This window comes from Cellulomonas sp. JZ18, assembly GCF_009720485.1.
GTDB lineage: Bacteria > Actinomycetota > Actinomycetes > Actinomycetales > Cellulomonadaceae > Cellulomonas.
Window position 1 is genome coordinate 39,333 of the sequence record NZ_CP045245.1, and the last position, 24,423, is coordinate 63,755.

Here is a 24,423-nt window from a genome sequence, read left to right on the forward strand (position 1 = left end):
CCTCCCGCAGGACCAGCCGGGACGCCCCGGCCTCATCCCGGCGTTCCACCTGTGTGACGACAACGCCGGTGTCCGTCCCCTCTGCCGTCCCCGCCGTCCCCGCCGCCGCCACCCCCTCCGCCCGCCGTCCCCGCCCCCTGCTGGACGTGCGCCGCATCTACGTCGAGCCCGAGGCCGCGGCCCTGCCCCGCGGGCAGGAGGTGCTCGCGCGCTGGCCCGACGCGGAGCACGTCGAGGTCGCGTCCCACTGGAACATCCCCGAGCTGCACGGCGACGAGGCCAACGTGGACCGGTGGGTGCGGATCAAGACCGAGGCGCTCGTGCTCGGGGTCAAGAAGTCACTGGCGGCGCGCCCGAACGGCCGCTCGTCGGACTTCGTCGCGCCGTCCACCGCCAACGGCTGCGCCATGGCGTGCGCGTACTGCTACGTGCCGCGGCGCAAGGGCTACAGCAACCCGGTCACGGTGTTCGCGAACATCGACCGCATCACCGGCTACCTGCGCCGGCACGTGGCCAGGCAGGGCGTGAAGGCCGAGCCGAACCAGGTCGACCCGCACGCGTGGGTGTACGACATCGGCGAGAACAGCGACTGCTCCGTCGACGCGACCGTGAGCGACAACGTCCGCGACCTCGTCGAGCTGTTCCGCGGCCTGCCGACCGCGAAGGCCTCGTTCGCGACCAAGCACGTCAACCGGGACCTGCTCGACTGGGACCCGCAGGGGCGCACGCGGGTCCGGTTCTCGCTCATGCCCGACCGGATCTCGAGGCTCGTCGACGTGCGCACGGACCGGGTCGCGGACCGCATCGCCGCCATCGACGACTTCGTCGAGGCCGGGTACGAGGTGCACCTCAACCTCTCGCCCGTGATCGTGCACGACGGCTGGCTGGAGGACTGGGCCGAGCTGCTCGACCAGGTCGCCGACGGCGTAGGGCCGCGGGCCCGGGCGCAGCTGGCAGCCGAGGTCATCATGCTGACCCACAACCAGGCCCTGCACGAGGTCAACCTCGGCTGGCACCCGAAGGCCGAGCAGGTGCTCTGGCGCCCCGACCTGCAGGAGCCGAAGCGCTCGCAGACCGGCGGCTGGAACGTCCGCTACCGCACGGGCGACAAGGGCCGGTACGTGCGCGCGCTGACCGACCTGGTCGCGCAGCGCCTGCCGGAGTGCCGCATCCGCTACGCCTTCTGACGTCCTGGGCCCGGCCCCCGGCCCCCGGCCACCCCGTCCCCGTCCACCCCGCCCACGCCACCCGATCCGCCGAGTTCGGTGGTTCTGCCTCGAGACCGTCAGGTCGAGGCGGCGGACTCGGCACAGAGGCGGCGGACTCGGCGAGGGCGGGGCGGGGGGAGGGTGGGTGCGGTCGGGCCGGGGCGGGGCAGGGTGGGGGTGTGGAGGACTTCTGGTCGGAGGTCGCCGAGGAGTGGGCGCTGCTGTGGGGGTGGTCGCCCGACCCGGCGCGTGACGTGCTCCTCGCGGAGACGGGCGTGCGTCCCGGGACGCGCGTGCTCGACGTCGGCTGCGGCAGTGGGGAGCTCCTCGCCCGGGCTTCGGCGCTCGGGGCGAGCACGGCGGGCGTCGACAGCGCGCCCGGCATGGTGGCGGTGGCGCGTCGCACGGCACCGGGCGCCGACGTGCGCGTCGCGGACGCGCAGGCGCTGCCCTGGCCCGCGGCCGTCGTCGACGTCGTCCTGGCCGTCAACGCGCTGCACCTGGCGGACGACCCCGACGCGGCGCTGGCCGAGATGCTGCGGGTCACGCGGGCGGGCGGCCGCGTCGGGGTGGCGCAGTGGGCCGAGGCCGGGCGCAACGACCTGGAGGCCGTCGAGCGGGCGGTCGCGCTCGCGCACGGCGAGGACGACGTGGGGCGCGACGACCCGCACCTCGACACGCTCCTGCGCGAGGCCGGGCTCGAGGACGTCCGCGACGGGGTCGTCGCCGTGGTGTGGCACGCGCCGGACGACGCGACCCTCGTGCGCGCCGCGCTGCTGGGCGAGGACGCCGAGGGCCGGGCGGCGACCGCCGGGGCCGTGCTGGCCGCCGCCGCGCCGTACCGGACGGACGGCGGTGGCTACCGGTTCGTCGACGCGGTGCGGTGGGCGGTCGCGACCGTCCCGTCACGGTGACGCACGCCGCGCCCGCTCAGACCGTCTCGGGCCGCTTCTTGCGCGCGAACCGGGCCGGCAGGTCGGGCCCGTCCCACACCTGGATGGAGCGCCAGATGGCGGCGGCGATCGGCACGGCCAGCACCGCGCCCGTGATGCCGACGAGCACGGTGCCCGCCGTCAGCGCGAACAGGATGACCAGCGGGTGCAGGCGCAGCGCGCGGCCCATGACGATCGGCTGCAGGAAGTCGCCCTCGACCTGGTTCACCACGACGACGATCGCGACGACGATCAGCGCCTCGACCGGCCCGACCGCCACGAGCGTGACGAGCGCGGCCAGGATGCCGGCGAGGGTCGCCCCGACCAGGGGGATGAACGCGAGCAGGAAGACGAGCACGGACAGCGGGATCACCAGCGGCACGCCGACGATCGCCAGGCCGATGCCGATGAAGACCGCGTCGACGAGCGCGACGATCGCGGTGCCGCGCACGTAGCCGCCGAGCGTGCTGATGGTCGCGTGGCCGACGCGGCGGCCGCGCTCGTAGCGGTGGCCCTCGAACGGGCGCAGCAGGAACTCCCACATCGCCGGGCCGTCCTTCAGGAAGAAGAACAGCACGACGATCATGATGAAGAAGCCGGCGACGAAGTCGGCGGTCTGGGAGACGCCCGCGATGGCGCCGGACCCCACGGCGTCGGACTGCAGCAGGCCGGTGGCGGACTCGCGGACGGACTGGATCTGCTCGTCGGTGATGTCGAACGGCAGCCCCTGGATGTAGGCCTGCAGCTCGTCGAAGCCCTCGAGGGCCTGGTCGCGCAGCTCGCCCCACTGGTTCGCGACCGCGCGCACGACGAGCCACAGGATCACGCCCAGCAGCGCGACGAGGGCGAGCAGCGCGATCCACGTGGCCAGCAGCGACGGCACGCCGCGGCGCCGCAGGAGCGACACGAGCGGCGAGATGGCGGCGGCGAGCACGAGCGCGATGAGCACCGGGATCACGACGAGCGTCAGCCGCGTGACGACGAACCCGAACACCGCGACGACGGCCACGACGGCGAGCACCTGCAGCGAGCGGGTGCCGACCCGGCCGAACCCGTCGGACCACAGGCCGGCGGTGCGCCGCTGCCCGGGTGCGTGCTCGTCCGACGCCGGTGCCGTCGGCACGGCCCGCGTCTGCACGCGCGTGACCTCGACGCCCGGGCGGGCGGGGGGCGGTGTGCGCCGGCCGAAGAGACCCATCGCCTGTCCTCCTGGTGCTCGCGGCGGTTGCCGGACGCTGCCGACGCTATTGCCGACCGGTCCCGGCCGCGCGGCGACGGTGGGCGGGGTCAGTACCGCCAGCGCGCCATGTCCTGCTGGTAGGTGCGGTGCACCGTGGGGGAGAGCAGCGTCGAGGGGGCAGGTCGCGGACCGGCGTGTCCGCGGGCAGGCGGGTGGTGGCGCGCAGGGACGCCTCGTCGTGGAACCGCAGGCCGTCGGGCAGCGGCGTCGCGGCGAACGCCTGCGAGCCGTCGCCGGGCAGGGAGAGCGCGAAGCCCCACTCGCCGAACGACGGCACGTTGACCCCGAGCGGCAGGACGGTCCGGCCGGGCGCCCCGTCGCGCATCGTCGACACCACCTGCCAGAACGCGTTCGGGGTGAAGTACGTGGAGGTGGCCTGGGTCGCCATGACGCCACCGGGGCGCAGGTGCGCGGCCGTCATCGCGTAGAACGGCGACGAGTACAGCTTCGCGATGCGCTCGTTCGACGGGTCGACGAGGTCCACGAGGACCGCGTCGAACGTGCGGTCGGTGCCGCGCAGCCAGGCGAACGCGTCGGCGTTGACCACCTCGACGCGCGGGTCGTCGAACGCGTGCCCGTTGAGCTCGGTGACGAGCCGGTCGTGCCGGCCCAGGTCGGTCATGGCGGGGTCGAGGTCGACGACGACGACCTCGCGCACCGTCGGGTAGCGCAGCACCTCGCGCACGAGCAGCCCGTCGCCGCCGCCGAGCACCGCGACCGCGGACGGCGCGGCGACGGAGGTCAGCGCGGCGTGCGCGAGGGTCTCGTGGTACCGCGCCTCGTCGACGGACGAGAACTGCAGCTGGTCGTCCAGGTACAGGCGGGTGTCGCCCTGGTACGACGTCACGACGAGCTTCTGGTAGGCGCTCTGCTCGTAGTGCAGCACCGGGTCGACGTACAGGCGCGTGCTGACCGCGTCCTCGAGCGCGGTCGCCGCGACGAGACCGGCGACGAGCAGCACCGAGACGGCCGCCGTCGGCCAGGTCAGCCGCACGGGCCAGCCCATCCGCCCGAGCATGAACAGCGCGACCAGCACGTTGAGCAGCGCGACCGCGAACGCCGTGCGGACCAGGCCGAGCGTCGGCAGCAGCAGGAACGGGAACAGCAGCGACGCCGCCAGCGCGCCGAGGTAGTCCAGCGCGAGGACCTTCGACAGCAGCGCGACCGACTCGTCCCGCCCGTGCTCCTTCAGCAGCGCGACGAGCAGGGGGATCTCGACGCCGATGCCCACGCCGATCGCGAGCGAGAGCAGCGTGAACACCACCCACGCCAGGTCCGTGACCGCGTAGGCCCAGAACAGCAGCAGCACCGACGACCCGCCGAGGACGCCGAGCAGCAGCTCGTTGCGGACGAACGCGTGCCCGGGGGAGCGGGCCAGGCGCACGGCGAGCAGCGAGCCGACGCCCATCCCGAACATGGTCACGCCGGTGGCGACCGAGAACGCGACGACGGAGTCGCCGAACAGCGCCGACGCCGCCGTGCCGAGGATCAGCTCGTAGACGATGCCGCCGACGGCGACGAGCAGCGCCGCCGCGAAGACGGTCGGGCGGTCGCCGCGGCGTGCGCCCCGCGGACCGGTCGCGTCGGCCGGCGGGTCCGCCGTGACCGTGCCCGCCGTGGCCGTGCCCGCCGTGACCGTGCCCGCTGCGACCCCGCCCGCTGCCGCCGGGTCGGCGGGGGTGCTGCTGCCGTCCACGCTCAGGACGTGATCGTCCCCGCGACGATCACGCCGATCGCGATGGCGAGGCCCGCGATGACGACGCCGAAGGCGACGTTGTGCTCGTCGACGAGCTCGCGGTGCAGGTCCAGCCGGAACAGCTTGTTGACGACGACGACCGTGACGAGCAGCAGGACGATGCCGATCACGGAGTAGACGATCGTGGACAGCAGCTCTTCGAGGGCCATGGGTTCTCCCGGTCCGGTCGCGGTTACTTGCCGAGCCCGCCGACGCCGGTGACCGGGCGGCGGTAGCAGATCTGGTTCTGGTCCTCGGAGACGACCGTGCTGCCGGCGGGCGGCGCCGTCGCGAGGGTGCGGGGCGTGCAGTCGGTGCGGTGCTCGGGGGAGCACGCGCGGGTCGTGCTGAACGTGACGAGGGCAGCGACGACGAGGAACCACACCCAGCAGCCCCACCGGCGCGGTGCGACCACGCGGCCGAAGTGCCGCTTCTGCGCGGCGGCGTCGAGCACGGTCCCCCGGTAGACGTCGAGGACCCGCTCGTCGAACTTCTCGACCGAGAGCACGAACCCCGGCCCGTGGAGCTCGGCGTACGCGACCTCCTGGCCCTTCTGCAGGTCGTAGGTGAACGACCCCTCGAGCGAGCGGATGGTGCCCGCACCGACCTCGCCGACGCGCACCTGCTGCGGGGTCCCGTCGACCGTGAGCGTCAGCTCCTGCCCCGTGCGCAGGCTCTCCGGGTCCACCGTCTCCGGCACCCGCTCCGGCCAGTAGAGCGTGACCTTGTGCGTGTCGTGGTCGTACTCGACCCAGTAGTCGAGGTTCTCGTACCCGAGGAGCTCCCACTCCTCCCAGTGGTACCAGCGCCCGTCCGACGGGTCCTTCTCCGCGTAGACGACCACGCCGTGCGGCATCGACCGCCACGGCGGCTGGCCGACCAGCGCGTGGCCGAGGCGCATCCGCGCCCGGGGACGCACCACGCCGCCGCCCTCAGTCCAGCGCGCGCACGTCGACGCGGGCGGCGCCCAGGACGTCGGCGAGCGCGGCGCTCGTGGCCGTCGTGAAGTCCGCCCCCGCCGGGCGCCGGCAGGTCGTCAGGGTGACGTACGCCGTCCCGCGCTCGGGCCACGTGTGCACCGCGACGTGCGACTCGGCGAGGATCACGGCCACGCTCAGGCCCTGCGGCGTGAAGCGGTGCGCGGCGTCCGCGCCGACGGGCGTCAGCCCGGCGCGCGCGACGACGGCGTCGAGGCAGCGGCGGACCGTCGGCTCGTCGTCGAGGCGCGCGGCGTCGGCGCCCGCGACGTCGAAGACGTACACGAGGTTGCGGTCCACGGGCGTGCGGCCTCCGGGCGGGGGTGGGGGGCGCGGTGAGCCTAGTGGAGGCACCGGGGCGCGTCCGGCGGGTTCCACCCGTTCGCCGACGCGGTGGCCGGCACCGGCCGTCGCACTCCAGCGCGAGGACGTCCCATGACTCCAGTGCCGGGCGCCGAGCACAACCACACGTTCGAGCGACGCGCGCGTCGAGGAGATATGTCAGGGTTACTTACTAATCGCCCGGCGGTGCGCGTCGGAGAGGCCGCGTACCGGGCGTCCGGGTGCGCAGCGCCGCGTACCCGCACCCGCGTGCAGCACCGCGCGCGGGCCCACCGGGGGGCGAAAGGACGACATCGATGCATCAGCTACGGACGTGGCTCACCGCGCTGGTCGTGGGAGCGCTCTGCGTCATGGGGGCGGCCGCGCCGGCGGCCGCCGTGGGGCCGGACCGGCTCCCCATCACCATCGGCAACCAGTCGGGGCGGGGCGAGCAGGTGTTCGTCCACGTGCTCGGCACCGACCTGACGACCGGCCGGCTCGGCTGGGTCGACGCCGGCGGCACGTTCCGGCCGTGGCCGGCGGGCTCGAACCCGCCGTCGCCGGCACCGGACAGCGCGATCGCCGGCCCCGGGAACGGCGGCTCCGTGACCGTGCAGGTGCCGCGCGGGTTCTCCGGCCGCATCTACTTCGCGTTCGGGCAGCGGCTGCCGTTCTCGCTCACGCCGGACGGGCTCGTGCAGCCCGCGCCGTGGGCCGCCGGCGACCCGACGCGCGACATCCTGTTCGACTGGAGCGAGCTCACCTACAACGACGCGGGCCTGTGGCTGAACAGCTCGCAGGTCGACATGTTCGCCGTGCCGCACTCGGTCAGCGTCACGGGTGCCTCGGGTCAGACCCGCACCACGGGCCGCCTCGTCGCGGACGGCCGGCAGCAGGTCGTCGACACGCTCCGCGCGGACCCCGCGTGGGCGCGCACGGTCGTCACCCGCGCCGACGGCACCGTGCTGCGCGTCCTCGCGCCGGGCAAGGCGGCGAGCGCGGGACTGCTCAGCCCGACGTACCTGGACGCGTACATCGCCTCGGCGTGGAGCGCCTACACGACCCGCACGCTCACGGTGCAGCCGTTCGGGGACCGGCCCGAGGTCCGCTACACCGGCCGCACCTCCGGCACCACGATGCGGTTCACCGACGCGTCCGGCCGCGAGGTGGCGGCGTTCCAGCGGCCCTCGTCGTCCGACGTGTGGGGCTGCGACGGCGCGCTGCACGCGCCGAACGACCAGGTCGTCGGGCCGATCGCGCGCACGCTGTGCGCCGCGCTGTTCCGCGGGACCCTCGGCACGAGCAGCACGGAGCCCGTGCTCGACGCCGCGCAGTTCTACCGCAGCACCCCGCCCAACCTGTACGGCCGGGCGGTGCACGCCGCGATGGTCGACGGCCGCGCGTACGCCTTCGCGTTCGACGACGTCGGCGCGTTCGAGTCGCTCGTGCACGACGGCGACCCGCGCAGCGCGCGCGTCGACCTCACGCCGTTCGCCGGCGGCGGGGGCACGCCGGGGGGCGGCACGGGCGGCAGCGACGGGCAGGCGCTCGTCAGCCGGTGGAACGGCAAGTGCCTCGACGTGCCGGGCGGCGTCTTCACCGCCGGGGCGCGCGTGCAGATGTGGAGCTGCAACGGGACCGAGGCGCAGCGCTGGCAGCAGACGGGAGGCGCGTTGCGCACGGGAGGCGGACAGTGCCTCGACGTGGTGTGGGGAGGCACCGCGAACGGCACCCCCGTGCAGGTCGCCGACTGCAGCGGCAACGCCGCCCAGCAGTGGGTGCTGACGGCGGCGGGTGACCTCGTGAACCCGCAGTCCGGCCGGTGCCTCGACATCGCCGACTGGAACGGCGCGGACGGCGCACGCCTGCAGGTCTGGGACTGCGCCGGTTCGGCCAACCAGAGGTGGACCCGGCGCTGACGGGCCGTGACCGGTCGGACGGGCGGTGAGGGGCCGCCCGTCCGGCCCGGGCACGACCGTGCGGCCCGCCGGAGCCGGGGCGGGCCGCACGGTGCCGCCGGCCGTGGAGGGGAAGTGGCCGGCGTGAGGTGCCCGGGACCGGGCGGGGGACCGCGTCTCGACCCCCGCCCGGTCCGGACGTCGTCGCGTCAGACCTCGGTCGTGCGACCGCGGCGGCGCAGGATCATCAGGACGGCACCCGCGGCCACGGCCGCGACGGCGGCGAAGAGGCCGACGAGGACCGACGTGCCGGTGGCCGCGAGCACCTGGCCGCGGCTGCCGCCCGACGCGTCGTCGTCCGTGGCGGCGAGGACCTCGGCGCGCTCGGTCACCGACGGCGTGGGCGCCGGCGTGGTCGGTGCGGCGACGGGGGTCGGCGTCGCGGTCGGCGTCGGCGTGGCGGTCGGGCTGGGCTCGTCGTCCACGTCCCCCGTGGGCGTCGGGGTGGGCGCCGGCGGCGTCGGCGTCGGGGTCGGCTCGTCGTCCACGTCCTGGGTCGGCGTGGGCGTCGGGACGACCGGCGGGGTCGGGACCACGGGCGGCGTCGGCGTCGGCGGCGCGCACAGGGTGGCGACGTCGATCAGCTCGGCCACGTCGTAGTGGCCGTAGAACGCGAGCGTGTGCGGCGTGTTGAACCCGCCGTCGGGGGGCGTGATGACGGTCGGCACGAGCGAGGGCACGTCGAGCCCGCGGCCGGCGACGAAGTCGCCCACGAGGTCGACCTGCAGGCCGAACGCGGCGGGGTCGGCGCAGACGGCCGCGGTGTCGGCGGCGTCGAGCTGGAGCGGGATGACGTCGTACTCGCGGGGGAGCTGCTGCGACGCGCCGTGGCGCTGCCGGTCGTCCGCCGTGGGCCACGCCCACGTCGGGTGCAGCGCCACGCGGTGCTGCTGCTTGCTGTTCGACCAGTTCGCCGACTTGCGGCGGTCCTTCTTCTCGTAGAGGAAGTAGCCGGTCGCCTTGGCGCACGTGTAGGCGTTCGGCGCGATGACGTCGTTCGCGCGGTAGCCGCCGCACAGCTCGGGCCGCGGCGTGCCGGGCTTGCCGGGCTTGCCCTGGTCGCCCTTGCCGGGCTTGCCGTGGTCGCCCTTGCCGGGCCAGCCGTGCCAGGTGCTGGCGCCCCAGCGGTGGTCGCCGTCGCCGGTGGCCGTGGCGGCCGTGGCGGGGGCGAGCAGCAGGGCGCTCGCGGTGAGCAGGACGAGGGGGAGGTGACGACGCTTCACGAGGGGGTGACTCCAGTGACCGTGGGACGGGGGACGGAGGCCGAGGTCGCACGGTCACGCCGCCGGCCGGTCCGGACAATACGGCGGAATCGGACATGCGTGCTGAACGCGTGCACAACTCACCCGAAAGGGGCATCCCGGGTGCGCCCGACAGGGTGCGGCGGCGTCCGTCCGGGGAGCCCGCTCGCGAGGACGTCCCGGCGTCACGTCCGTACGCTGGCACCCCGCCGACCAGGAGCCGCCGTGATCCTCGTGACCCCTGCCGCGCCCGCCCACGCCGACGAGGTGGCCCACGTGCTCGCGGAGGCGTTCGAGGACGACCCCGTCCTCGCGGGCGTCGTCGGCGGGCCCGCCGGCCCCGCCCGGCGGACGCGGCTGCTGCACCTGTTCGGCGCGCTCGTGCGCTCCGGGCCCCTGCGGGCGGGGACGGTGGACGTCGCCCGGCGCGAGGGGGACGACCGCGTGCTCGGCGCCGCCGTCTGGCAGGCACCGGGGGCGGCGCCCGGGCTGGTCGGCCACCTGGGGCAGCTGCCGCGCCTGCTGCGCGTCGATGGGCCGGCGGGGCTGCTGCGCGCGGCCTCCGTCCAGCGGGTGCTCGACGCGCACCGGCCGCGCCGCCCGCACTGGTACCTGCAGGAGATCGGCGTGCGGGCGTCGGCCCGCGGCCTGGGCGTCGGGGGTGCGCTCGTCGCGGCCCGCCTCGCCGCCGTCGACGGGCAGGACGCGCCCGCCTTCCTCGAGTCCTCGACGCCGCGCAACCGTCGCCTGTACCGGCGGCACGGGTTCGTCGAGACCGCGCCGGTACGGGGACTGCCCGGCGCGGCGCCCACCGGGATGTGGCGGGCACCGCGGAGCGAGCGCGCGACGCCCCCCGGATGAGCCGGTGCACGCCCACGGCGAAATCCGTTGGCGACGTCGATGACGAGGCGTACGGTCGTGGGCACACGGGAAGGAGGTGGTCCGAGACATGAAGTCTTCTTGGACGCGTGAGGTGACTGCCCGCTAGTCGCCCGAGGCATCGGACGGACTCCGAGGTCCGCCCGCACCCGAGCCGGTGATCCGGCCGGGCGGCGAGCGAATCCCCGGCAGTCACCGCAGCCCGTGGGTGCCGCGACATCGTCCATCGCGGCGGGGTCCTCGTCGAGAGGGCCCGCCCCACGGGCTGTTCCCTGCCCGCGCACGGTGACACGCCGCGGCGCGCGGTGGATGAGAGGGTGGGACCGTGCCCCTGAAGACGCCCGCCCAGATCGAGGAGATGCGGCCCGCGGGCCGCTTCGTCGCCCACGTCCTGACGTCGCTGCGCGAGCACGCCCGCGTGGGCATGACGACGAAGGACCTGGACGCGCACGCCCACCGCCTCATCGACGAGGCCGGGGCCCGCTCCGTCTACCTGGGGTACCACCCGAGCTTCGGCGCCATGCCGTACCCCGGTGTGCTCTGCACGTCCGTGAACGACCACGCGCTGCACGGCCTGCCGTCGGAGCGCGTGCTCGAGGACGGTGACGTCCTCAGCATCGACTTCGCCGCCGAGCTGCAGGGCTGGGTGTGCGACTCCGCGCTGACGTTCCAGCTCGGCACGCAGACCCCCGAGGCGCAGCGGCTGATCGCGGCGACGGAGCAGGCGCTCGACGCCGGCATCGCCGCCGCGCGCGTGGGCGGGCGCATGGGGGACGTGTCCGCGGCGATCGGCCGGATCGGCCGGGACGCGGGGTACGGGATCAACGCGGACTTCGGCGGCCACGGCGTCGGCCGCACGATGCACGAGGACCCGCACGTGCCGAACCTCGGCCGCCGCGGCACCGGTGACCGCCTCAAGGCAGGCCTCGTCGTCGCCATCGAGCCGTGGTTCATGGCGGGCGGCGACGGCTACGTCGTCGACGACGACGGCTGGACGATCCGGACGGCCGACGGCGCGCTGGCCGCGCACGCCGAGCACACGGTCGCGCTGACCCCGGAGGGCCCGCTCGTCCTGACTGCCCGCGACTGACGGCCCGCGACCGACGTCCGACCCGGGGCGGACGGGCGGTCCGGCCGTCGGCGGACGCGGCCGCGGCGCCGGGCCCGGCACGCTGACCCGGTGACGGACCAGCACCCGGCCACCCCGCACCCGCCCACCCCGCACCCGCCCACCCCGCAGCCGCCCACCCTGCACCCGGCGGCCGTGCGCCGTGTCGCCGCCGTGGCGTTCGTGCTGTACCTGCTCGTGCTCACGGCGGCGGCGTTCCTGCCGCTGCCGTGGCAGACCCTCGCGCGCGGTGAGGGGGTGGCGTACGACCTCGCGCTGCGCCGACCCGACCTGCTCGGCGGCTGGGAGGCGCAGCGCAACGTCCTCATGACCGTGCCGTTCGGCGTGCTGCTGCCGCTCGTCGTCCGCTGGCGCTACGAGGTGCTCGTGCTCGCGTGCGTCGCCGTGACCCTCGTCATCGAGTCCGTGCAGCTGCTCGTCTCGCTCGCCGTGGGCTGGCCGTGGCGGTCGTTCGACGTGAACGACCTGCTGCTCAACACCGTCGGCGGCCTGCTGGGGCTCGCCGCGACCGGGGCGGTGCTGGCGGTCCTGCGACGTCCGGCGCTGCCACCGGTCCGCCGTCTGGTGCCCGGCGCGCTCGCGGTCGCCCTGGTGGGGTGGGCCGTCGTGGCCACGGCGGCGGCGCCGGCCGCCCCGGTGCTCGCCGACGCCTGCGCGCAGCGGCCCGCGGGGGCGGTCACCCCGCTCAGCGACGGCGAGGCGTACGCGGGCGACGACGGCTCGGTGTGCCTCGTCCTCGGCGGCGGCACGGCCGCCGTCCCGCCCGACTCCCCGGCCGGCGCGGCCGTCCGGGTGCAGGACGAGGACGGGACGTGGGAGGTCGGCACGGCGCGGCCCGGCGAGGAGGCCGTCGACGGGCGCGGGGCCCCGGTGGAGCTGCTGGAGGTCGAGGGCTCGCCGCTGCGCGTGTGGGAGTCGCGCTGGTAGACGCGGGTGGGCGTCTGCCCGCCGGGCGGGGCGACCGCTACGCCGTGCGGACCGGCACGCCCAGCGACTCCAGCAGCGTGACCACGCGGCCGCGGATCTCGTCGCGGATCGGCCGCACCGCCTCGATGCCCTGGCCCGCGGGGTCGTCGAGCTGCCAGTCCTCGTAGCGGACCCCGGGGTAGAAGGGGCAGGCGTCGCCGCAGCCCATGGTGACCACCACGTCGGAGGCCTGGACGGCCTCGGGGGTGAGCACCTTCGGCTGCTCGCCCGTGAGGTCCACGCCGACCTCGCGCATGGCCTCGACCGCCACCGGGTTGATGCGCTCGGCGGGCATCGACCCGGCGGAGCGCACCTCGACGGCGCCGCCGGACAGGGCGCGCACGAAGCCCGCGGCCATCTGGGAGCGGCCCGCGTTGTGCACGCAGACGAAGAGCACGGACGGGGTCGGGGCGGTCATCGTGCTCCTCCGGCGGGGGTGGGGGTGGCAGTGGCGGGGGCGAGGGTCGCCGCGAGGGCGCCGGCGACGAGGTCGTGGGCCCGGCCGGCGACGCGGAAGTAGGCCCACCGGCCGCGCTGCTCGCGCGTGACGAGGCCGGCCTCGGCGAGCGTCGCCATGTGGTGGGAGACCGTGGGCTGGGAGAGGCCCACCGGACCGGTGAGGTCGCAGATGCACGCCTCGCCGTCCTCCTGGGCCGCGATCAGCGAGAGCAGCCGGACCCGCGCCGGGTCGGCGAGGGCCTTGAACGTGCGGGCCACGTCACGGGCGGCGTCGGCGTCGAGGCCGGCGTCGGGGGTGCCGCAGCAGCCGCCGGCGGAGGTGTCGGCCGCGAGGGGCAGGAGGTCGGGCACCGGCCCATCGTGGCACACGTATTGACAGATGTCGATGTGTCGGTCCAGGGTTCGATGCATCGAAGTTCATCGATACGTGGAGGACGACATGAACACGAGCGCGACCACGCACGAGGTCCGCGAGACGGTCCGCCAGCGGTACGCCGCCGTCGCGACCGAGGCGGCGGCGGGCGCCCACCCGTCCGACGGCACGGCGACCGACGGCGGGTGCTGCGGCGGCACGGGAGGCTGCGGCGGAACGGGGTGCTGCGGTGGCGCCGCAGCACCGACGTTCGGCGCCGGGCTCTACGACGCGAGCGACCTCGTGGGCCTGCCGCGGGCGGCCGTCGGCGCGAGCCTCGGCTGCGGCGACCCCACCGCGGTCGCCGACCTGCGGCCGGGCGAGCGCGTCCTCGACCTCGGCTCGGGCGCCGGCATCGACGTGCTGCTCTCGGCCCGGCGCGTGGGGGCCGAGGGCTTCGTCCACGGGGTCGACATGACCGAGGAGATGCTGGCCCTCGCCCGTGCCAACGCGGCCGAGGCGGGTGCGACCAACGTCGCCTTCCACCTCGGCACCATCGAGGACCTGCCGCTGCCCGACGCGTGCGTCGACGTCGTCGTCTCCAACTGCGTCGTCAACCTCTCGCCGGACAAGGACGCCGTGCTCGCCGAGGCACACCGCGTGCTGGTGCCGGGCGGGCGGCTCGGCATCTCGGACGTCGTCGCGGAGGACCGGCTGACCCCGGCCGACCGGGCCGCCCGCGGCGACCACGTCGGGTGCGTCGCGGGGGCGCTGTCGTTCGCGGAGTACACCGCGGCGCTCACCGCGGCCGGCTTCGTCGATGTGCGCGTCGAGCCCACGCACGCGGTGGCCGACGGCATGCACGCGGCCGTCGTGCGGGCGGTCAAGCCTCGCTGACGACTCAGCAGGTCGCGTGCACCGCCCCGGGGGCGTCGCGGGGGAGCACGGCGCGGTCACGCAGGACGACCGACAGCCCGGGCAGCGCCCGCTGCCGGTCGTCCTGCGCCGCGCACACCCGTGCGAACGCGTCGCGGTCCTACTCGACGTCCAGGACGACCGGGTAGGCCTCGGCGTACGTGGCGCACGCGTCGAACGCCGCGCAGTCCTCGGCCACCACGAGGTCGGCGCCGGCGGCCCACACCCGGTCCGTCACCTCCGCCGCGTTCTTCTGTGCGTACGCGAGGCCGCGGGCGTGCGCGTGCGCCACGAGCAGCGCCGTGAACGCGACCGCGTCGTCCGCGTCGAGCAGACCGTGCGAGCGGGTCCACGAGTCGAGGTTGTCGACCTCGACCGCGTCCAAGCCCTCGGCGGCGCAGCCGCTGACGACCAGCAGGGCGCCCAGGGCGGCGGCGACGCGGCGCGCCGGGACGCGCGTCACGCGTCGCCCCGCAGCTCGGCCGGGACGGCGCTCGGCGGCGTCACGCCGACGGGCTCGACGAGCACGAGCGGGTCGGCGTCCAGGTCGAGCACCCGCGAGCGGGCGGGCGCCGTCGTCGCGGTCTCGAACCGCACGGTCGCCTCGCGCCCCCGCACGTGGACGACCCAGCCGCGGCCGAGCGTCGCGTGCTCGACGTCCAGGCCGGGCCGGGCGTTGGCGGCGTCGAGGAGCCGCCCGGTCGCCGGCGGCCCGAGGGGGCGCCCGACGACCGGGACGGTGCCGTCCGCCGGCGCCTCGGCCGCCGGCACCGGCTTCTCGGCGCCCACGAGACGCGGGTCGTCCGTCGGCGCGGGCGGCACACCGCCCTCGTCGTCCCCGTCGAGCGGCAGGTCGGGCTGGACGACCTCGTCGTCCCCGCCCTCCAGGTCGAGCGCGAGCTGCGCGTGCGGTGCCAGGTTGTGGAAGGAGACGCCGAGCAGCCGCACGGGCTCGTCGATGCCCGCCGCGAGGGCGGCGCGCCGCGCCGCGTCCCGCAGCTGCGCGACCGAGGCGGTCGGGTGCGGGAAGGTCACCGACCGCGTCACCGTGGAGAAGTCGCCGTAGCGGACCTTCGCGACCACCGTCCGCGTGGCACCGCCGTGCCGCTCGAGCCGGTGCAGCGCCTCGTCGACCACGTCGTCCACCGCCGCGAGCACGACGTCCCTGCCGGCCAGGTCGTGCGCGAACGTGCGCTCCGCCCCGGCGGACTTGCGCTCGCCGGACACGCTGACGGGCCGGTCGTCGAGCCCTCGCGCCATGAGGAACAGGTGCGAGCCGTTCGCCTCGCCCAGCGTCATCGTCAGCGTGTCCAGCGGCTGACGGCGCAGGTCGGCGACGGTGCGCACCCCCAGGCGCTCCAGCGCGCCCGCGGTGGCCGGGCCGACCCCGGGGATCACGCGCACGTCGAGCGGCAGCAGCACGTCGTCCTCGTCGGCGGGCCGGACGACCACGACGCCGCCGGGCTTGCGCAGGTCGGACGCGATCTTGGCGACGAGCTTCGAGCGGCCCACGCCGACCGAGACCGTCAGGCCGGTGAGCTCCGCGACGCGGGCCTGGACGCGGGCCGCGGCCTCCTCCGGCTCCGGCGTCCCGCCCTCGGCCTGTGCGAGGTCGGCGAACGCCTCGTCGATCGACAGCGGCTCGACGGCCGGCGTCAGGTCGCGCAGGACGCCCATGATGACGCCCGAGTAGGCCGCGTACGCCGCGAAGCGCGGCACGAGCACGGCCGCCGCAGGGCTCAGCCGACGGGCCCGCGCCATCGGCATGGCGGACCGTGCGCCGTCGCGACGGGCCTCGTACGACGCGGTGGACACCACGCCGCGCGGCCCGACACCGCCCACGAGCACCGGCTTGCCGCGCAGCGACGGCTTGTCGCGCTGCTCCACGGCCGCGAAGAACGCGTCGGCGTCGAGGTGCATCACGGTGGCGGCGTCGCGGACGCGCACCGCGTCCACGAGGCGCTGCGCCCGATCACCCCGCCCGTCCACGCCCCCATCCTCCCCGTCCCCACCGACGGCGGACGCACCGGCCCGCACCGGCGACAGGGGGACGAAACCCGCCCGGACCAGGGGTGGGGATGGCTACGCTCGGCCCGATCGTCCGGCGGGGACCCCCGACCGGTGCACGCCGCGGGGCACGGCGACGGGAGAGACCCACGTGACGACGACCTCCTCCGCGCCTGCGCGCACACGGCCGCCGCGCGGGCGCGACCGCGTCCTGCTCGTGGTCGTCGTCTTCCTCGCCGTCTCGGCGGTGGCGTCGGCGCTGCTGGCCGCCGTGCAGGAGTCGACCGGGCTGCCGGCCGACGTCCTGGTGCTGACGCAGCTCGCGACGGCGTTCGGGGCGGTCGCCACCTGGCTGCTGTGGCGCGGCCGGCTCGTGCTCCCGCCGGTGCGCCGCCGGGGACTGCGGGCACCGCTGCTCGCGTCGCTCGCCGTGGCCGGGGTGGTCGCCGCGGTGCTGGTGGTGGCGCAGACGGTGTGGGACGCGTGGCCGCCGCTCGACCCGGGGGCGCTGGGCGCACCGCTCGTCGTCGTCCTCGCCGCGCAGCTGCTGGGGGCCGCGGGCGAGGAGGTCGGCTGGCGCGGCCTGGTCCAGCCGCTGCTCGAGACGCGCCTGCCCGTGCTCGGCGCGGCGGTGGTGACCGGCCTGCTGTTCGGGCTGGGGCACGTGCACGTCCTGGCCGCCGGGCCCGTCGTCTACGCGCTCTTCCTCGTCTCGGCCGTCGGGCTCTCCGTGGCGCTGGCCTACGTCACCACCGGCCGGTCGGTCGTGCAGCGCGTCGTGCTGGGGACCGTGCTGCACTGGCTCGTCAACGTCGTGCTGCTCGTCGGCTTCTCCGGCGGGGACGCGTCCGTGCGCTGGACGGCGAGCACGGCCGTCGCCACGGTCGTCGCCGGGGCCGGGTGCGCGCTGGTGGCGGCGCGTGCCGCTCGCCGGGCCGCCCCCACGCCCGCCTGACGTCGCCGTTCACGCGGCCGTCGGACGCTCGCCGCGCCGACGTCGCCGGCCCTGGTTAGCGTGAGCCGCGTGAGCGCCCCCACGGTCAACCTGACGACCGACCCCGTCGAGCTGCCGGGCGTCGACCCGGCCGACCCGCCGACCGAGCTGCTGCCGGGGAAGCTGTGGCAGGGCGGCTGCCCCGTCGACTTCGACTGGGTGCGCGCGACCGGGATCGGCGCGGTGCTCGACCTCGCGGACGCCGACGCGCTCGCCCCGGCGGACGACGTCGAGGGCCTCGTCTACCTCAAGTCGCCGCTGGTGGACGGCGACGACCTCCCGGACCCGGCGCTCACGCTGCGGCTCGCGGCCCTGGTGGCCGGGCTGATCGCGGACGGGTACCGCGTGCTCGTGCACTGCACGTTCGGGCGCAACCGGTCCGGGCTGATGGCGACCCTGGTCGTGCGCGAGGTGCTGGGCGTGACGGGTGCGCAGGCCCTCGCGCACGTGCAGGCGCACCGGCGCCGCACCGTCAACAACGAGGGCTTCGCGGCCTGGCTGCGGACGCTGCCCGCACCGCGCTGACGCCGCGGTCCAGCACGGCCGTCAGAGCGGCGTGCGCCAGCGGGCGACCGCGTCGTCCAGCCAGTCGAGCGGGCGGCCCGCACGCCGGTCGTCCCACACGCGGAAGGCGACGCCGCCGAGCTGCGCGATCGCGTCGAGGACGGCCCGGCCGTCCCACGTGCGCACGTCCGCCCCGTAGGCGCGGCAGAACGCGCGGTACGTCGCGTCGTCGAGCTCGCCCGCGTCGGCGCGGCGCGCGGCGCTGGACAGGTCGTACTCGAGGGGTGCGCGTGCCGCGAAGTCCAGGTCGATGAGCACCGGGCCCCCTGCCGTGGCCAGCACGTTCGCGGGGGAGACGTCCCCGTGCACGACGCCCGTGCCGAGCGGTGAGCGCAGCGCGGCGAGCTCGGCGAGCAGGGCCGCGCGGGCGTCGACGAGGACGCGCGCGGCCGTGTCGGGCAGGTCCGGTGCCACCGTCAGGACCCGGCGCAGCGGCTGCCACGCGGGCACGTCGGCGTCGGCGTGCTCGGCGTGGAACGCGCGCAGCAGGGCCCCCGTGCCGGCCCAGTCCACCGGGCCCGTCGTCGCGAGCCACGGTGCGACCGTGACCACGCCCCAGGACGTGACCACGGGCGGCGCGAGCGGCAGCAGTGCCGTCGCCGACCCCGCGAGCGCCGTCGTCACGCGCGCGAGGTGGTCCGGGTCCGTGCCGGACGGGTACACCTTCACGGCCAGGTCCCCGCACCGCAGCACGACGGTCGTGAGCGCGCTGACGACGACCGCGTCCGGCACGGCGAACGGCAGCGCGAGGCGCGCCTCGTCGAGCGCGAGCAGCGCCTCGTCCGCGCCCCAGGTGCCGACCGGCAGCGGCAGCGGGTCGGCCGGGAGGGCGGCCTCGGAGGCCGGGTGCAGGGCCGGGACGACGAGCGTCTCCGCGTCGAGCACGACGGCGACGTCGACGGGGGAGCCCGGGGTCGGGCGGGGTGCTGCGGGCTCGGCCGTGAGCGACATGGGAGGTCTCCCGGTCAGGTGCGGATGGTGCCACCACACGACGTCGGTGCACGCGCACGACCGGGTTGGGAGCAGGACTGTAACCCCCGGACGGCCCGCCGTGGGAGTGCGAGCTCCCACCACGTGGCTGGAGGTCGGCTCTCATAACCGGCTGCCCGGCGCCCCGGTCACCCGCGTGTACCGGTGCGCCCGGCCCCGGCTCACGGGGACGCCGGCCCGCCCTCCCCGGCGATGACGGGCCACAACGTGGCGACGACGCGTTCGGCGAAGTCGGCCGGCACGTCGCGGCCGTACCGGTTGAAGTCGGCGAAGTAGCTGCCGAAGCACAGGCTGACGATCATGTCGACGTCCACGTCCTCCCGTACGGCGCCCCTGCGTCGGAGCTCGGTGAGCACGTCGGCGAGCTCCTGGCACCGCGGCTGGTTGCCCTGTTCCCGCATCTGCGCGAGCAGGCCCGGCTCGCGCTCCGCCTCGGCCATGAAGTTGCCGTGCAGGGTCATCGCGCGAGGGTTGTGGAAGCGTGGGTCCAGGCGGCGTACCGCCTCGACCACCGCTTCCCGCGGGGTGAGGTCGTCGAGGTCCAGGGGCGGGTACGCCTCGCGCTGCTTGCGCAACCCGTACTGCAGCGCCTCGACGACCAGCTCGTACTTGTTCGACCAGCGCCGGTACAGCGTCGGACGCGTCACGCCGGCGTCGGCGACGATGTCGCCGATCGTCATCGACGAGTAGCCCTTGGTCGCGAGCAGCTTCCGCGTCGACCGGATGATCGCCTCCTCGATGAGCGGGTCGCGTGGGCGGCCGGTGGTCGTCGGCCTCTCTGCTCTGCTGCGCTTGCCGGACACCTCGGTCCTCTCGTGGTCTCGACCGTTCCGTTACACCTATTGACTGTAACGAACTGGCACCCCTAGGGTCCACGTCACCGAGCGTTTCGTTACAGGTAGTTGCTGTAACGCAGCACCTGTGACGTCCCCCTGACCTGGAAGGGCACGAAGACGCATGACAACGACTCTCATCACCGGCGGGAACCGCGGACTCGGCTACGAGGTGGCCCGTCAGCTGATCGATGCAGGCCACGACGTCTGGATCGGTGCCCGTGACGCGTCCGGCGGACAGCGAGCGGCCGACCGCCTCGGCGCCCGCTTCGTGCCGTTGGACGTGACGGACGACGCGTCCGTCGAGGCCGCCGTCGCCCGGGTGCGAGCCCAGGTGGGGCACCTGGACGTCCTCGTCAACAACGCGGGCATCCTCGGTGAGGTGGCAGCGCCCGAGGACATGACCGCGGATCAGCTGCGCGACGTGTACGAGACCAACGTGTTCGGGCTCGTCCGCGTCACGCACGCGTTCCTCCCGCTGCTCCGGAAGGGGACCGATCCCTCGGTGGTCAACGTCACCAGCGGCATGGGGTCGTTCACGCTGACGCACGATCCCGCGCGGGTGGAGTCGCAGTACACGCTCGCGGCGTACGGCTCCTCCAAGAGCGCGGTCACGATGCTCACCACGCAGTACGCGAAGACGATCCCGGACGTCCGGTTCAACGCGGTCGACCCCGGGCAGACGGCGACGGACTTCACCGGCCACGTCGGGCAGACCGTCGCCGAAGGAGCCGAGGCCGCGGTGCGCGTCGCGACGCTCGGCCCGGCGACACCGACCGGGACCGTGACCGACCGGGTCGGCGTCCTGCCGTGGTGAACGGACGGTTCCGGCGTCGCGGCGATGCTGGCACCCAGCGCGCTGCGACGCTGGAGCTGTTCTACGACCTCGTGTTCGTCTTCGCGATCACCCAGGTCTCGCACCTCGTCCTGGGTCACCTCACCTGGTCGGCAGCGGGCCAGGCAGCGATCGTGCTGCTCGCCGTGTGGTGGTCGTGGAACTACACGACGTGGGCCACGAACGAGCTCGATCCGGAGACCGACTCCGTCCGCCTCCTGCTGATCGCACTCATGCTCGGAAGCCTGCTGATGGCGGTCGCCGTCCCGCACGCCTTCGGCAAGCACGGCCTCCTCTTCGCCGTCGCCTACCTCGCGATCCAGGTCGGCCGCCACGCCTTCCTCACGTTCGTCGCGGCCGACCGCGGCAGCGTCGAACGGGAGCAGGCCGGACGCATCCTCGTCTGGTTCCTGGCGGGCGGCGTGTTCTGGGTCGCCGGCGGGCTGGTCGAGGGCGGCTCGAGAGCAGCGCTGTGGCTGATCGCGCTCGCCCTCGACTACATCGCTCCACTCGTCCTCTTCCCGCTCCCCGGCCGACCGCGGCTCGCGGCGAGCTCCTGGCACCTCGCCACCGGGCACTTCGCCGAGCGGTTCGGGCTGATCGTGATCGCCGCCATCGGCGAGACGATCATCCTGACGGGGGCGACGACGGCCGAACGTGAGCTCGACGCGGCAACCGTGGCTGCCTTCGTCACCGCGTTCGCCGGTTCGGCAGCACTCTGGTGGCTGTACTTCACCTCCACGCGAGAGCTCGGCGAGCGCTCCCTCGACGGTGAGGCGAGCCGTACCGGTCGCGCGCGGGACGTCTACACGTACGGGCACGTCCTGATCGTCGCCGGGATCATCGTGACGGCCGTGGGGGACGAGCTCGTGATCGCGCACCCGTTGGACCCTCTGGGACGTGCAGAGCTGACCGTGGTCGTCGCGGGACCGGCCCTCTTCCTCCTCGCGCAGCTCGCACTGCAGCTGCGGGCGACGCGCCGCCTGGGACGTGCCCGGCTGGCCGCGATCGCCGCGTGCGCGGCGCTGGGTCTGCTGGGTGGCTCCGTGCCTGCACTGCTGGTCGGCGCAGCGCTCGTCGCGGTGCTCGTCGCCGTGGCGCTGCGTCGCTGAACGACGCCCCGGCGGCGCGCGTGGTGGACTGTCGGCCGTGACCGAGCCGACCGCCGTCCGCGTCCGCCCCGCGACCGCGGCCGACCTGCCCGGGGCTGCCGCAGCCCTCGCCGACGCCTTCGCCGACTACCCCTGGACGCGCTGGGTCGTCCCCGCGGACGACCACGCGGTGCGCCTCGCCGAGCTGCAGCACCTGTACCTCGGGCACGCGCTCGCGCACGGGGTCGTCCTCGTCGACGACGACGTGACCGGTGTGGTCGCGCTGGTCCCGCCGGACGTGCCCGCACCCGACGACGCGACGTGGGCGCGGGTCGCCGAGCTGCACGGAGACCGGGTCGGACGCCTCGCCGACGGCGGCGTGGCGCCGGTCCCGGACGGGGCCTGGACCCTCGCGACGCTGGGCGTCGCCCGCGCGGGTCAGGGACGCGGGGTGGGCGGCGCGCTCCTCGCGGCGGCGCTCGCACGGGTGGACGCCGCCGCGGCACCCGTCGCCCTGGAGACGTCGGACGCCCGGAACGTCGCCCTGTACGAGCGCCACGGCTTCACGACCACCGGCCACGTGGGGGTGCCCGCCGGGCCGCAGGTGTGGGCGATGGTCCGCGCGGCGCGCTGAGGTCGGCCGGCCCGCACGGCGTCGGCGAGGATGGGGACGTGGACACCCCCTACCGCGTGATGACCGTGTGCACGGGCAACATCTGCCGCTCGCCGATGGCGGAGGTGGTGCTGCGCACCAAGCTCGAGGAGGCCGGGCTCGCCGACGTCGTCGAGGTGGACTCGACCGGCATCAGCGACGAGGAGCACGGCAACCCGGTGGACCGCCGGGCGCGCGCGGTGCTGCGCGCGCACGGCTACCCGACCGGCGAGGGGCACCGCGCCCGCCAGGTCCGCGCGAGCGACCTCGTCTCCCGTGACCTGCTCCTGCCGATGACCGCCGCGCACGCCCGCGCGCTGCGTCGCATGGCCGGCGGCGACCCCGCCGTGACCGACCGGATCCGCATGCTCCGCACGTTCGACCCCACCGCCGAGCACGAGCCCGGGCAGCCGGAGGACGTGCTCGACGTCGACGACCCCTGGTACGGCCCGGACGAGGCGTTCGAGCGCACGCTCGCCGAGATCGAGGCGGCCGCCGACGGCATCGTCGCGCACGTGCGGGACGGCCTGGCCGCCCGCGCCCGCCGCTGAGCGGGGAGGATGACGTCATGAAGGTCGCCCGCCGCGCGCACGTGCCCCCGTTCGCCGTCATGGAGGTCCTCGCCGCCGCGAACGCGCGCCGCGCCGCCGGCGAGCACGTGCTCAACCTGTGCGCCGGCGAGCCGTCGACGGGCGCGTCCGACGTCGTGCGGCAGCGGGCCGTCGACCTGCTGACCACCGGCGACCTCGGGTACACCGAGTCGCTCGGGGCGCCGGGGCTGCGGGCCGCGATCGCCGCGCACTACCGGGACACGTACGCCGTCGACGTCGACCCGTCGCGCGTCGCGGTCGCGACCGGGTCGTCGGGCGGGTTCATGCTCGCGTTCCTCGCCGCGTTCGACGTGGGCGACCGCGTCGCGCTCGCCCGCCCGGGCTACCCGGCGTACGCGAACATCCTCACCGCGCTCGGCATCGAGGTCGTCGACCTGCCCTGCGGGCCGGAGCAGCGGTACCAGCCGACGGTCGCGCAGCTCGAGGCGCTCGACCGGCCCGTCGACGGGCTCGTCGTCGCGAGCCCCGCCAACCCGACCGGCACGATGATCGAGCCGGCCGAGCTCGCCGCGCTCGCGGCCTGGTGCGGGGACCACGGCGTGCGGCTGGTCAGCGACGAGATCTACCACGGCATCACCTACCCCGACGCGTCCGGCAGCACGCCCGAGACCGCGACGGCCGCGCAGTACCTGGACGCGGGCGCGGTCGTCGTGAACTCGTTCTCCAAGTTCTGGGCGATGACCGGCTGGCGCCTCGGGTGGCTCGTCCTGCCCGACGACCTCGTCACGCCCGTGGACGCGCTCGCGGGCAACGTCGCCCTGTGCCCGCCGGCGCTCGCGCAGCACGCCGGCGTCGCCGCCTTCAGCGCCGAGGGCATGGCCGCGGCCCGTGCGAACGTCGAGCGGTACGCGGCCAGCCGCCGGCTCCTGCTCGACCGCCTGCCGGACCTCGGCTGGGACCCCGTCGCCCCGGCCGACGGCGCCTTCTACCTGTACGGGGACGTGTCGGCGACGGGCCTGGACTCGGTGACGTACTGCGCGCGGCTCCTCGACGAGGCCGGTGTCGCGCTGACGCCCGGCAGCGACTTCGACCCCGTCGGCGGGCGGGACTGGGTGCGGCTGTCGTTCGCGTCGGCGCCCGAGGTCGTCGCCGAGGCGGCCGACCGCGTCGTGGAGTGGCAGCGGCGGCTCTAGGCGCCCGGCGCCGCAGGCGCGGTGCCGACGACGACCGTCGCCCCGGCAGGCACGGCCCGGGTGACGCAGGCGTGCACCCGCTCGACGTCGGCGCGCCCCGCGTCCGCGGCAAGGACGAACGCGGCGCGGGTCGACGGCGCGTCGAGGGACGTGTACGCGTCGACCACGGCCGGGTCGGACGCGCACGCCCCCGCCCCGGACGCGTCGCCGGAGACGTAGACCGCCCACGGCCCCTCGTCGGGGATGTCGACGGCCGCGGGCCCGCCGAGCAGCATCGACACCGCGGCGAGCACGCTCGTCGCGAGCATCGCGGCCACGACCACGACGGCGGTCAGCCGGGTGCGTCGGCGCATGAGGGTCCTCCCGGTGGGTGCCCGGCACCCTAACCCGGATGCGCCGCG

At 75.5% G+C, this 24,423-nt stretch carries 27 protein-coding genes; 14 read left to right on the forward strand and 13 right to left on the reverse strand.

Annotated elements, in window-relative coordinates:
- Positions 1 to 137 precede the first annotated feature (137 nt).
- Together GC089_RS00180 and GC089_RS00185 are read left to right on the forward strand one after the other, a co-directional pair.
- Positions 138 to 1,187 carry a spore photoproduct lyase family protein gene (locus GC089_RS00180; RefSeq protein ID WP_155378840.1) on the forward strand — a complete coding sequence of 350 codons (1,050 nt, stop codon included), beginning with the start codon at positions 138 to 140 and terminating at the stop codon, positions 1,185 to 1,187.
- A gap of 200 nt (positions 1,188 to 1,387) precedes the next feature.
- A complete protein-coding gene (locus GC089_RS00185; protein ID WP_155375971.1) occupies positions 1,388 to 2,122 on the forward strand; it encodes a class I SAM-dependent methyltransferase in 735 nt (244 codons plus the stop codon).
- A 16-nt stretch (positions 2,123 to 2,138) separates the two neighbouring features.
- On the opposite strand, the gene GC089_RS00190 is transcribed toward GC089_RS00185, so the two are convergent.
- The 5 genes from GC089_RS00190 to GC089_RS18290 are packed head-to-tail and all read right to left on the reverse strand — an operon-like array spanning position 2,139 to position 6,392.
- Positions 2,139 to 3,338: an AI-2E family transporter gene (locus tag GC089_RS00190; protein WP_155375972.1), complete on the reverse strand. Its 1,200-nt coding sequence runs from the start codon at positions 3,336 to 3,338 to the stop codon at positions 2,139 to 2,141.
- 46 nt (positions 3,339 to 3,384) lie between these two features.
- Entirely contained in the window at positions 3,385 to 5,076 is a 1,692-nt protein-coding gene (locus tag GC089_RS00195; protein WP_230684951.1) for a polyamine aminopropyltransferase, read from the reverse strand.
- A 2-nt stretch (positions 5,077 to 5,078) separates the two neighbouring features.
- Entirely contained in the window at positions 5,079 to 5,285 is a 207-nt protein-coding gene (locus tag GC089_RS00200; RefSeq protein ID WP_155375973.1) for a DUF350 domain-containing protein, read from the reverse strand.
- Positions 5,286 to 5,308: 23 nt separating this feature from the next.
- Positions 5,309 to 6,037, reverse strand: coding sequence for a DUF4178 domain-containing protein (locus GC089_RS00205; protein ID WP_155375974.1), 729 nt, complete (start codon positions 6,035 to 6,037; stop codon positions 5,309 to 5,311).
- A gap of 10 nt (positions 6,038 to 6,047) precedes the next feature.
- Positions 6,048 to 6,392: an S-adenosylmethionine decarboxylase family protein gene (locus GC089_RS18290; RefSeq protein WP_196250766.1), complete on the reverse strand. Its 345-nt coding sequence runs from the start codon at positions 6,390 to 6,392 to the stop codon at positions 6,048 to 6,050.
- A 338-nt stretch (positions 6,393 to 6,730) separates the two neighbouring features.
- On the opposite strand from GC089_RS18290, the gene GC089_RS00215 reads away from it, so the two are divergent.
- Positions 6,731 to 8,332 carry a beta-1,3-glucanase family protein gene (locus tag GC089_RS00215; RefSeq protein ID WP_155375976.1) on the forward strand — a complete coding sequence of 534 codons (1,602 nt, stop codon included), beginning with the start codon at positions 6,731 to 6,733 and terminating at the stop codon, positions 8,330 to 8,332.
- Positions 8,333 to 8,520: 188 nt separating this feature from the next.
- On the opposite strand, the gene GC089_RS00220 is transcribed toward GC089_RS00215, so the two are convergent.
- Positions 8,521 to 9,594, reverse strand: a complete 1,074-nt coding sequence (locus GC089_RS00220; protein ID WP_155375977.1) for a hypothetical protein — start codon at positions 9,592 to 9,594, stop codon at positions 8,521 to 8,523.
- A gap of 243 nt (positions 9,595 to 9,837) precedes the next feature.
- On the opposite strand from GC089_RS00220, the gene GC089_RS00225 reads away from it, so the two are divergent.
- The 3 genes from GC089_RS00225 to GC089_RS00235 all read left to right on the forward strand — a co-directional run bounded on the left by GC089_RS00225 (position 9,838) and on the right by GC089_RS00235 (position 12,547).
- Positions 9,838 to 10,473, forward strand: a complete 636-nt coding sequence (locus tag GC089_RS00225) for a GNAT family N-acetyltransferase (protein ID WP_155375978.1) — start codon at positions 9,838 to 9,840, stop codon at positions 10,471 to 10,473.
- A 343-nt stretch (positions 10,474 to 10,816) separates the two neighbouring features.
- On the forward strand, positions 10,817 to 11,581 hold the full coding sequence (gene map, locus GC089_RS00230; RefSeq protein ID WP_155375979.1) for a type I methionyl aminopeptidase: 765 nt from the start codon (positions 10,817 to 10,819) through the stop codon (positions 11,579 to 11,581).
- Positions 11,582 to 11,671: 90 nt separating this feature from the next.
- Complete coding sequence (locus GC089_RS00235) at positions 11,672 to 12,547, forward strand: VanZ family protein (protein WP_155375980.1); 876 nt, start codon at positions 11,672 to 11,674, stop codon at positions 12,545 to 12,547.
- A gap of 37 nt (positions 12,548 to 12,584) precedes the next feature.
- Here GC089_RS00235 and GC089_RS00240 read toward each other — a convergent pair whose 3' ends face one another.
- Both GC089_RS00240 and GC089_RS00245 read right to left on the reverse strand, forming a co-directional pair.
- Positions 12,585 to 13,004 carry an arsenate reductase ArsC gene (locus GC089_RS00240; protein WP_155375981.1) on the reverse strand — a complete coding sequence of 140 codons (420 nt, stop codon included), beginning with the start codon at positions 13,002 to 13,004 and terminating at the stop codon, positions 12,585 to 12,587.
- The gene (locus tag GC089_RS00245) at positions 13,001 to 13,396 is read right to left on the reverse strand and encodes a metalloregulator ArsR/SmtB family transcription factor (protein ID WP_370514040.1); all 396 of its coding nucleotides are present in this window, start codon (positions 13,394 to 13,396) and stop codon (positions 13,001 to 13,003) included. Before GC089_RS00245 ends, GC089_RS00240 begins: the two co-directional genes overlap by 4 nt.
- An 88-nt stretch (positions 13,397 to 13,484) precedes the next feature.
- Here GC089_RS00245 and arsM point away from each other — a divergent pair, with 88 nt between their 5' ends.
- Positions 13,485 to 14,294, forward strand: coding sequence for an arsenite methyltransferase (gene arsM / locus GC089_RS00250; protein ID WP_155375983.1), 810 nt, complete (start codon positions 13,485 to 13,487; stop codon positions 14,292 to 14,294).
- Positions 14,295 to 14,433: 139 nt separating this feature from the next.
- On the opposite strand, the gene GC089_RS00255 is transcribed toward arsM, so the two are convergent.
- Both GC089_RS00255 and GC089_RS00260 read right to left on the reverse strand, forming a co-directional pair.
- On the reverse strand, positions 14,434 to 14,775 hold the full coding sequence (locus GC089_RS00255; protein ID WP_155375984.1) for an endo alpha-1,4 polygalactosaminidase: 342 nt from the start codon (positions 14,773 to 14,775) through the stop codon (positions 14,434 to 14,436).
- Positions 14,772 to 16,301: a DNA polymerase IV gene (locus tag GC089_RS00260; protein WP_230684952.1), complete on the reverse strand. Its 1,530-nt coding sequence runs from the start codon at positions 16,299 to 16,301 to the stop codon at positions 14,772 to 14,774. Before GC089_RS00260 ends, GC089_RS00255 begins: the two co-directional genes overlap by 4 nt.
- 169 nt (positions 16,302 to 16,470) lie before the next feature.
- On the opposite strand from GC089_RS00260, the gene GC089_RS00265 reads away from it, so the two are divergent.
- Both GC089_RS00265 and GC089_RS00270 read left to right on the forward strand, forming a co-directional pair.
- On the forward strand, positions 16,471 to 17,274 hold the full coding sequence (locus GC089_RS00265; RefSeq protein WP_196250767.1) for a CPBP family intramembrane glutamic endopeptidase: 804 nt from the start codon (positions 16,471 to 16,473) through the stop codon (positions 17,272 to 17,274).
- Positions 17,275 to 17,343: 69 nt separating this feature from the next.
- Positions 17,344 to 17,838: a dual specificity protein phosphatase family protein gene (locus GC089_RS00270; protein ID WP_196250768.1), complete on the forward strand. Its 495-nt coding sequence runs from the start codon at positions 17,344 to 17,346 to the stop codon at positions 17,836 to 17,838.
- A 21-nt stretch (positions 17,839 to 17,859) separates the two neighbouring features.
- Here the strand turns inward: GC089_RS00270 and GC089_RS00275 are convergent, their stop codons facing one another.
- Complete coding sequence (locus GC089_RS00275; protein ID WP_155375987.1) at positions 17,860 to 18,828, reverse strand: phosphotransferase; 969 nt, start codon at positions 18,826 to 18,828, stop codon at positions 17,860 to 17,862.
- 200 nt (positions 18,829 to 19,028) lie between these two features.
- Positions 19,029 to 19,670 (reverse strand): TetR/AcrR family transcriptional regulator, encoded by a 642-nt coding sequence (locus tag GC089_RS00280; protein WP_230684953.1) that lies wholly within the window; start codon positions 19,668 to 19,670, stop codon positions 19,029 to 19,031.
- A gap of 154 nt (positions 19,671 to 19,824) precedes the next feature.
- On the opposite strand from GC089_RS00280, the gene GC089_RS00285 reads away from it, so the two are divergent.
- The 5 genes from GC089_RS00285 to GC089_RS00305 are packed head-to-tail and all read left to right on the forward strand — an operon-like array spanning position 19,825 to position 24,022.
- On the forward strand, positions 19,825 to 20,517 hold the full coding sequence (locus tag GC089_RS00285; protein ID WP_155375988.1) for an SDR family NAD(P)-dependent oxidoreductase: 693 nt from the start codon (positions 19,825 to 19,827) through the stop codon (positions 20,515 to 20,517).
- Positions 20,514 to 21,647, forward strand: coding sequence for a low temperature requirement protein A (locus tag GC089_RS00290; protein ID WP_230684954.1), 1,134 nt, complete (start codon positions 20,514 to 20,516; stop codon positions 21,645 to 21,647). Before GC089_RS00285 ends, GC089_RS00290 begins: the two co-directional genes overlap by 4 nt.
- Positions 21,648 to 21,684: 37 nt before the next feature.
- Complete coding sequence (locus tag GC089_RS00295) at positions 21,685 to 22,260, forward strand: GNAT family N-acetyltransferase (protein ID WP_155375990.1); 576 nt, start codon at positions 21,685 to 21,687, stop codon at positions 22,258 to 22,260.
- A gap of 59 nt (positions 22,261 to 22,319) precedes the next feature.
- Positions 22,320 to 22,829 carry a low molecular weight protein-tyrosine-phosphatase gene (locus GC089_RS00300; protein WP_155378842.1) on the forward strand — a complete coding sequence of 170 codons (510 nt, stop codon included), beginning with the start codon at positions 22,320 to 22,322 and terminating at the stop codon, positions 22,827 to 22,829.
- Between the two features lie 17 nt (positions 22,830 to 22,846).
- Entirely contained in the window at positions 22,847 to 24,022 is a 1,176-nt protein-coding gene (locus GC089_RS00305) for a pyridoxal phosphate-dependent aminotransferase (RefSeq protein ID WP_155375991.1), read from the forward strand.
- On the opposite strand, the gene GC089_RS00310 is transcribed toward GC089_RS00305, so the two are convergent.
- Entirely contained in the window at positions 24,019 to 24,375 is a 357-nt protein-coding gene (locus GC089_RS00310) for a hypothetical protein (protein ID WP_155375992.1), read from the reverse strand. The genes GC089_RS00305 and GC089_RS00310 overlap by 4 nt on opposite strands.
- Between the last annotated feature and the right edge of the window lie 48 nt (positions 24,376 to 24,423).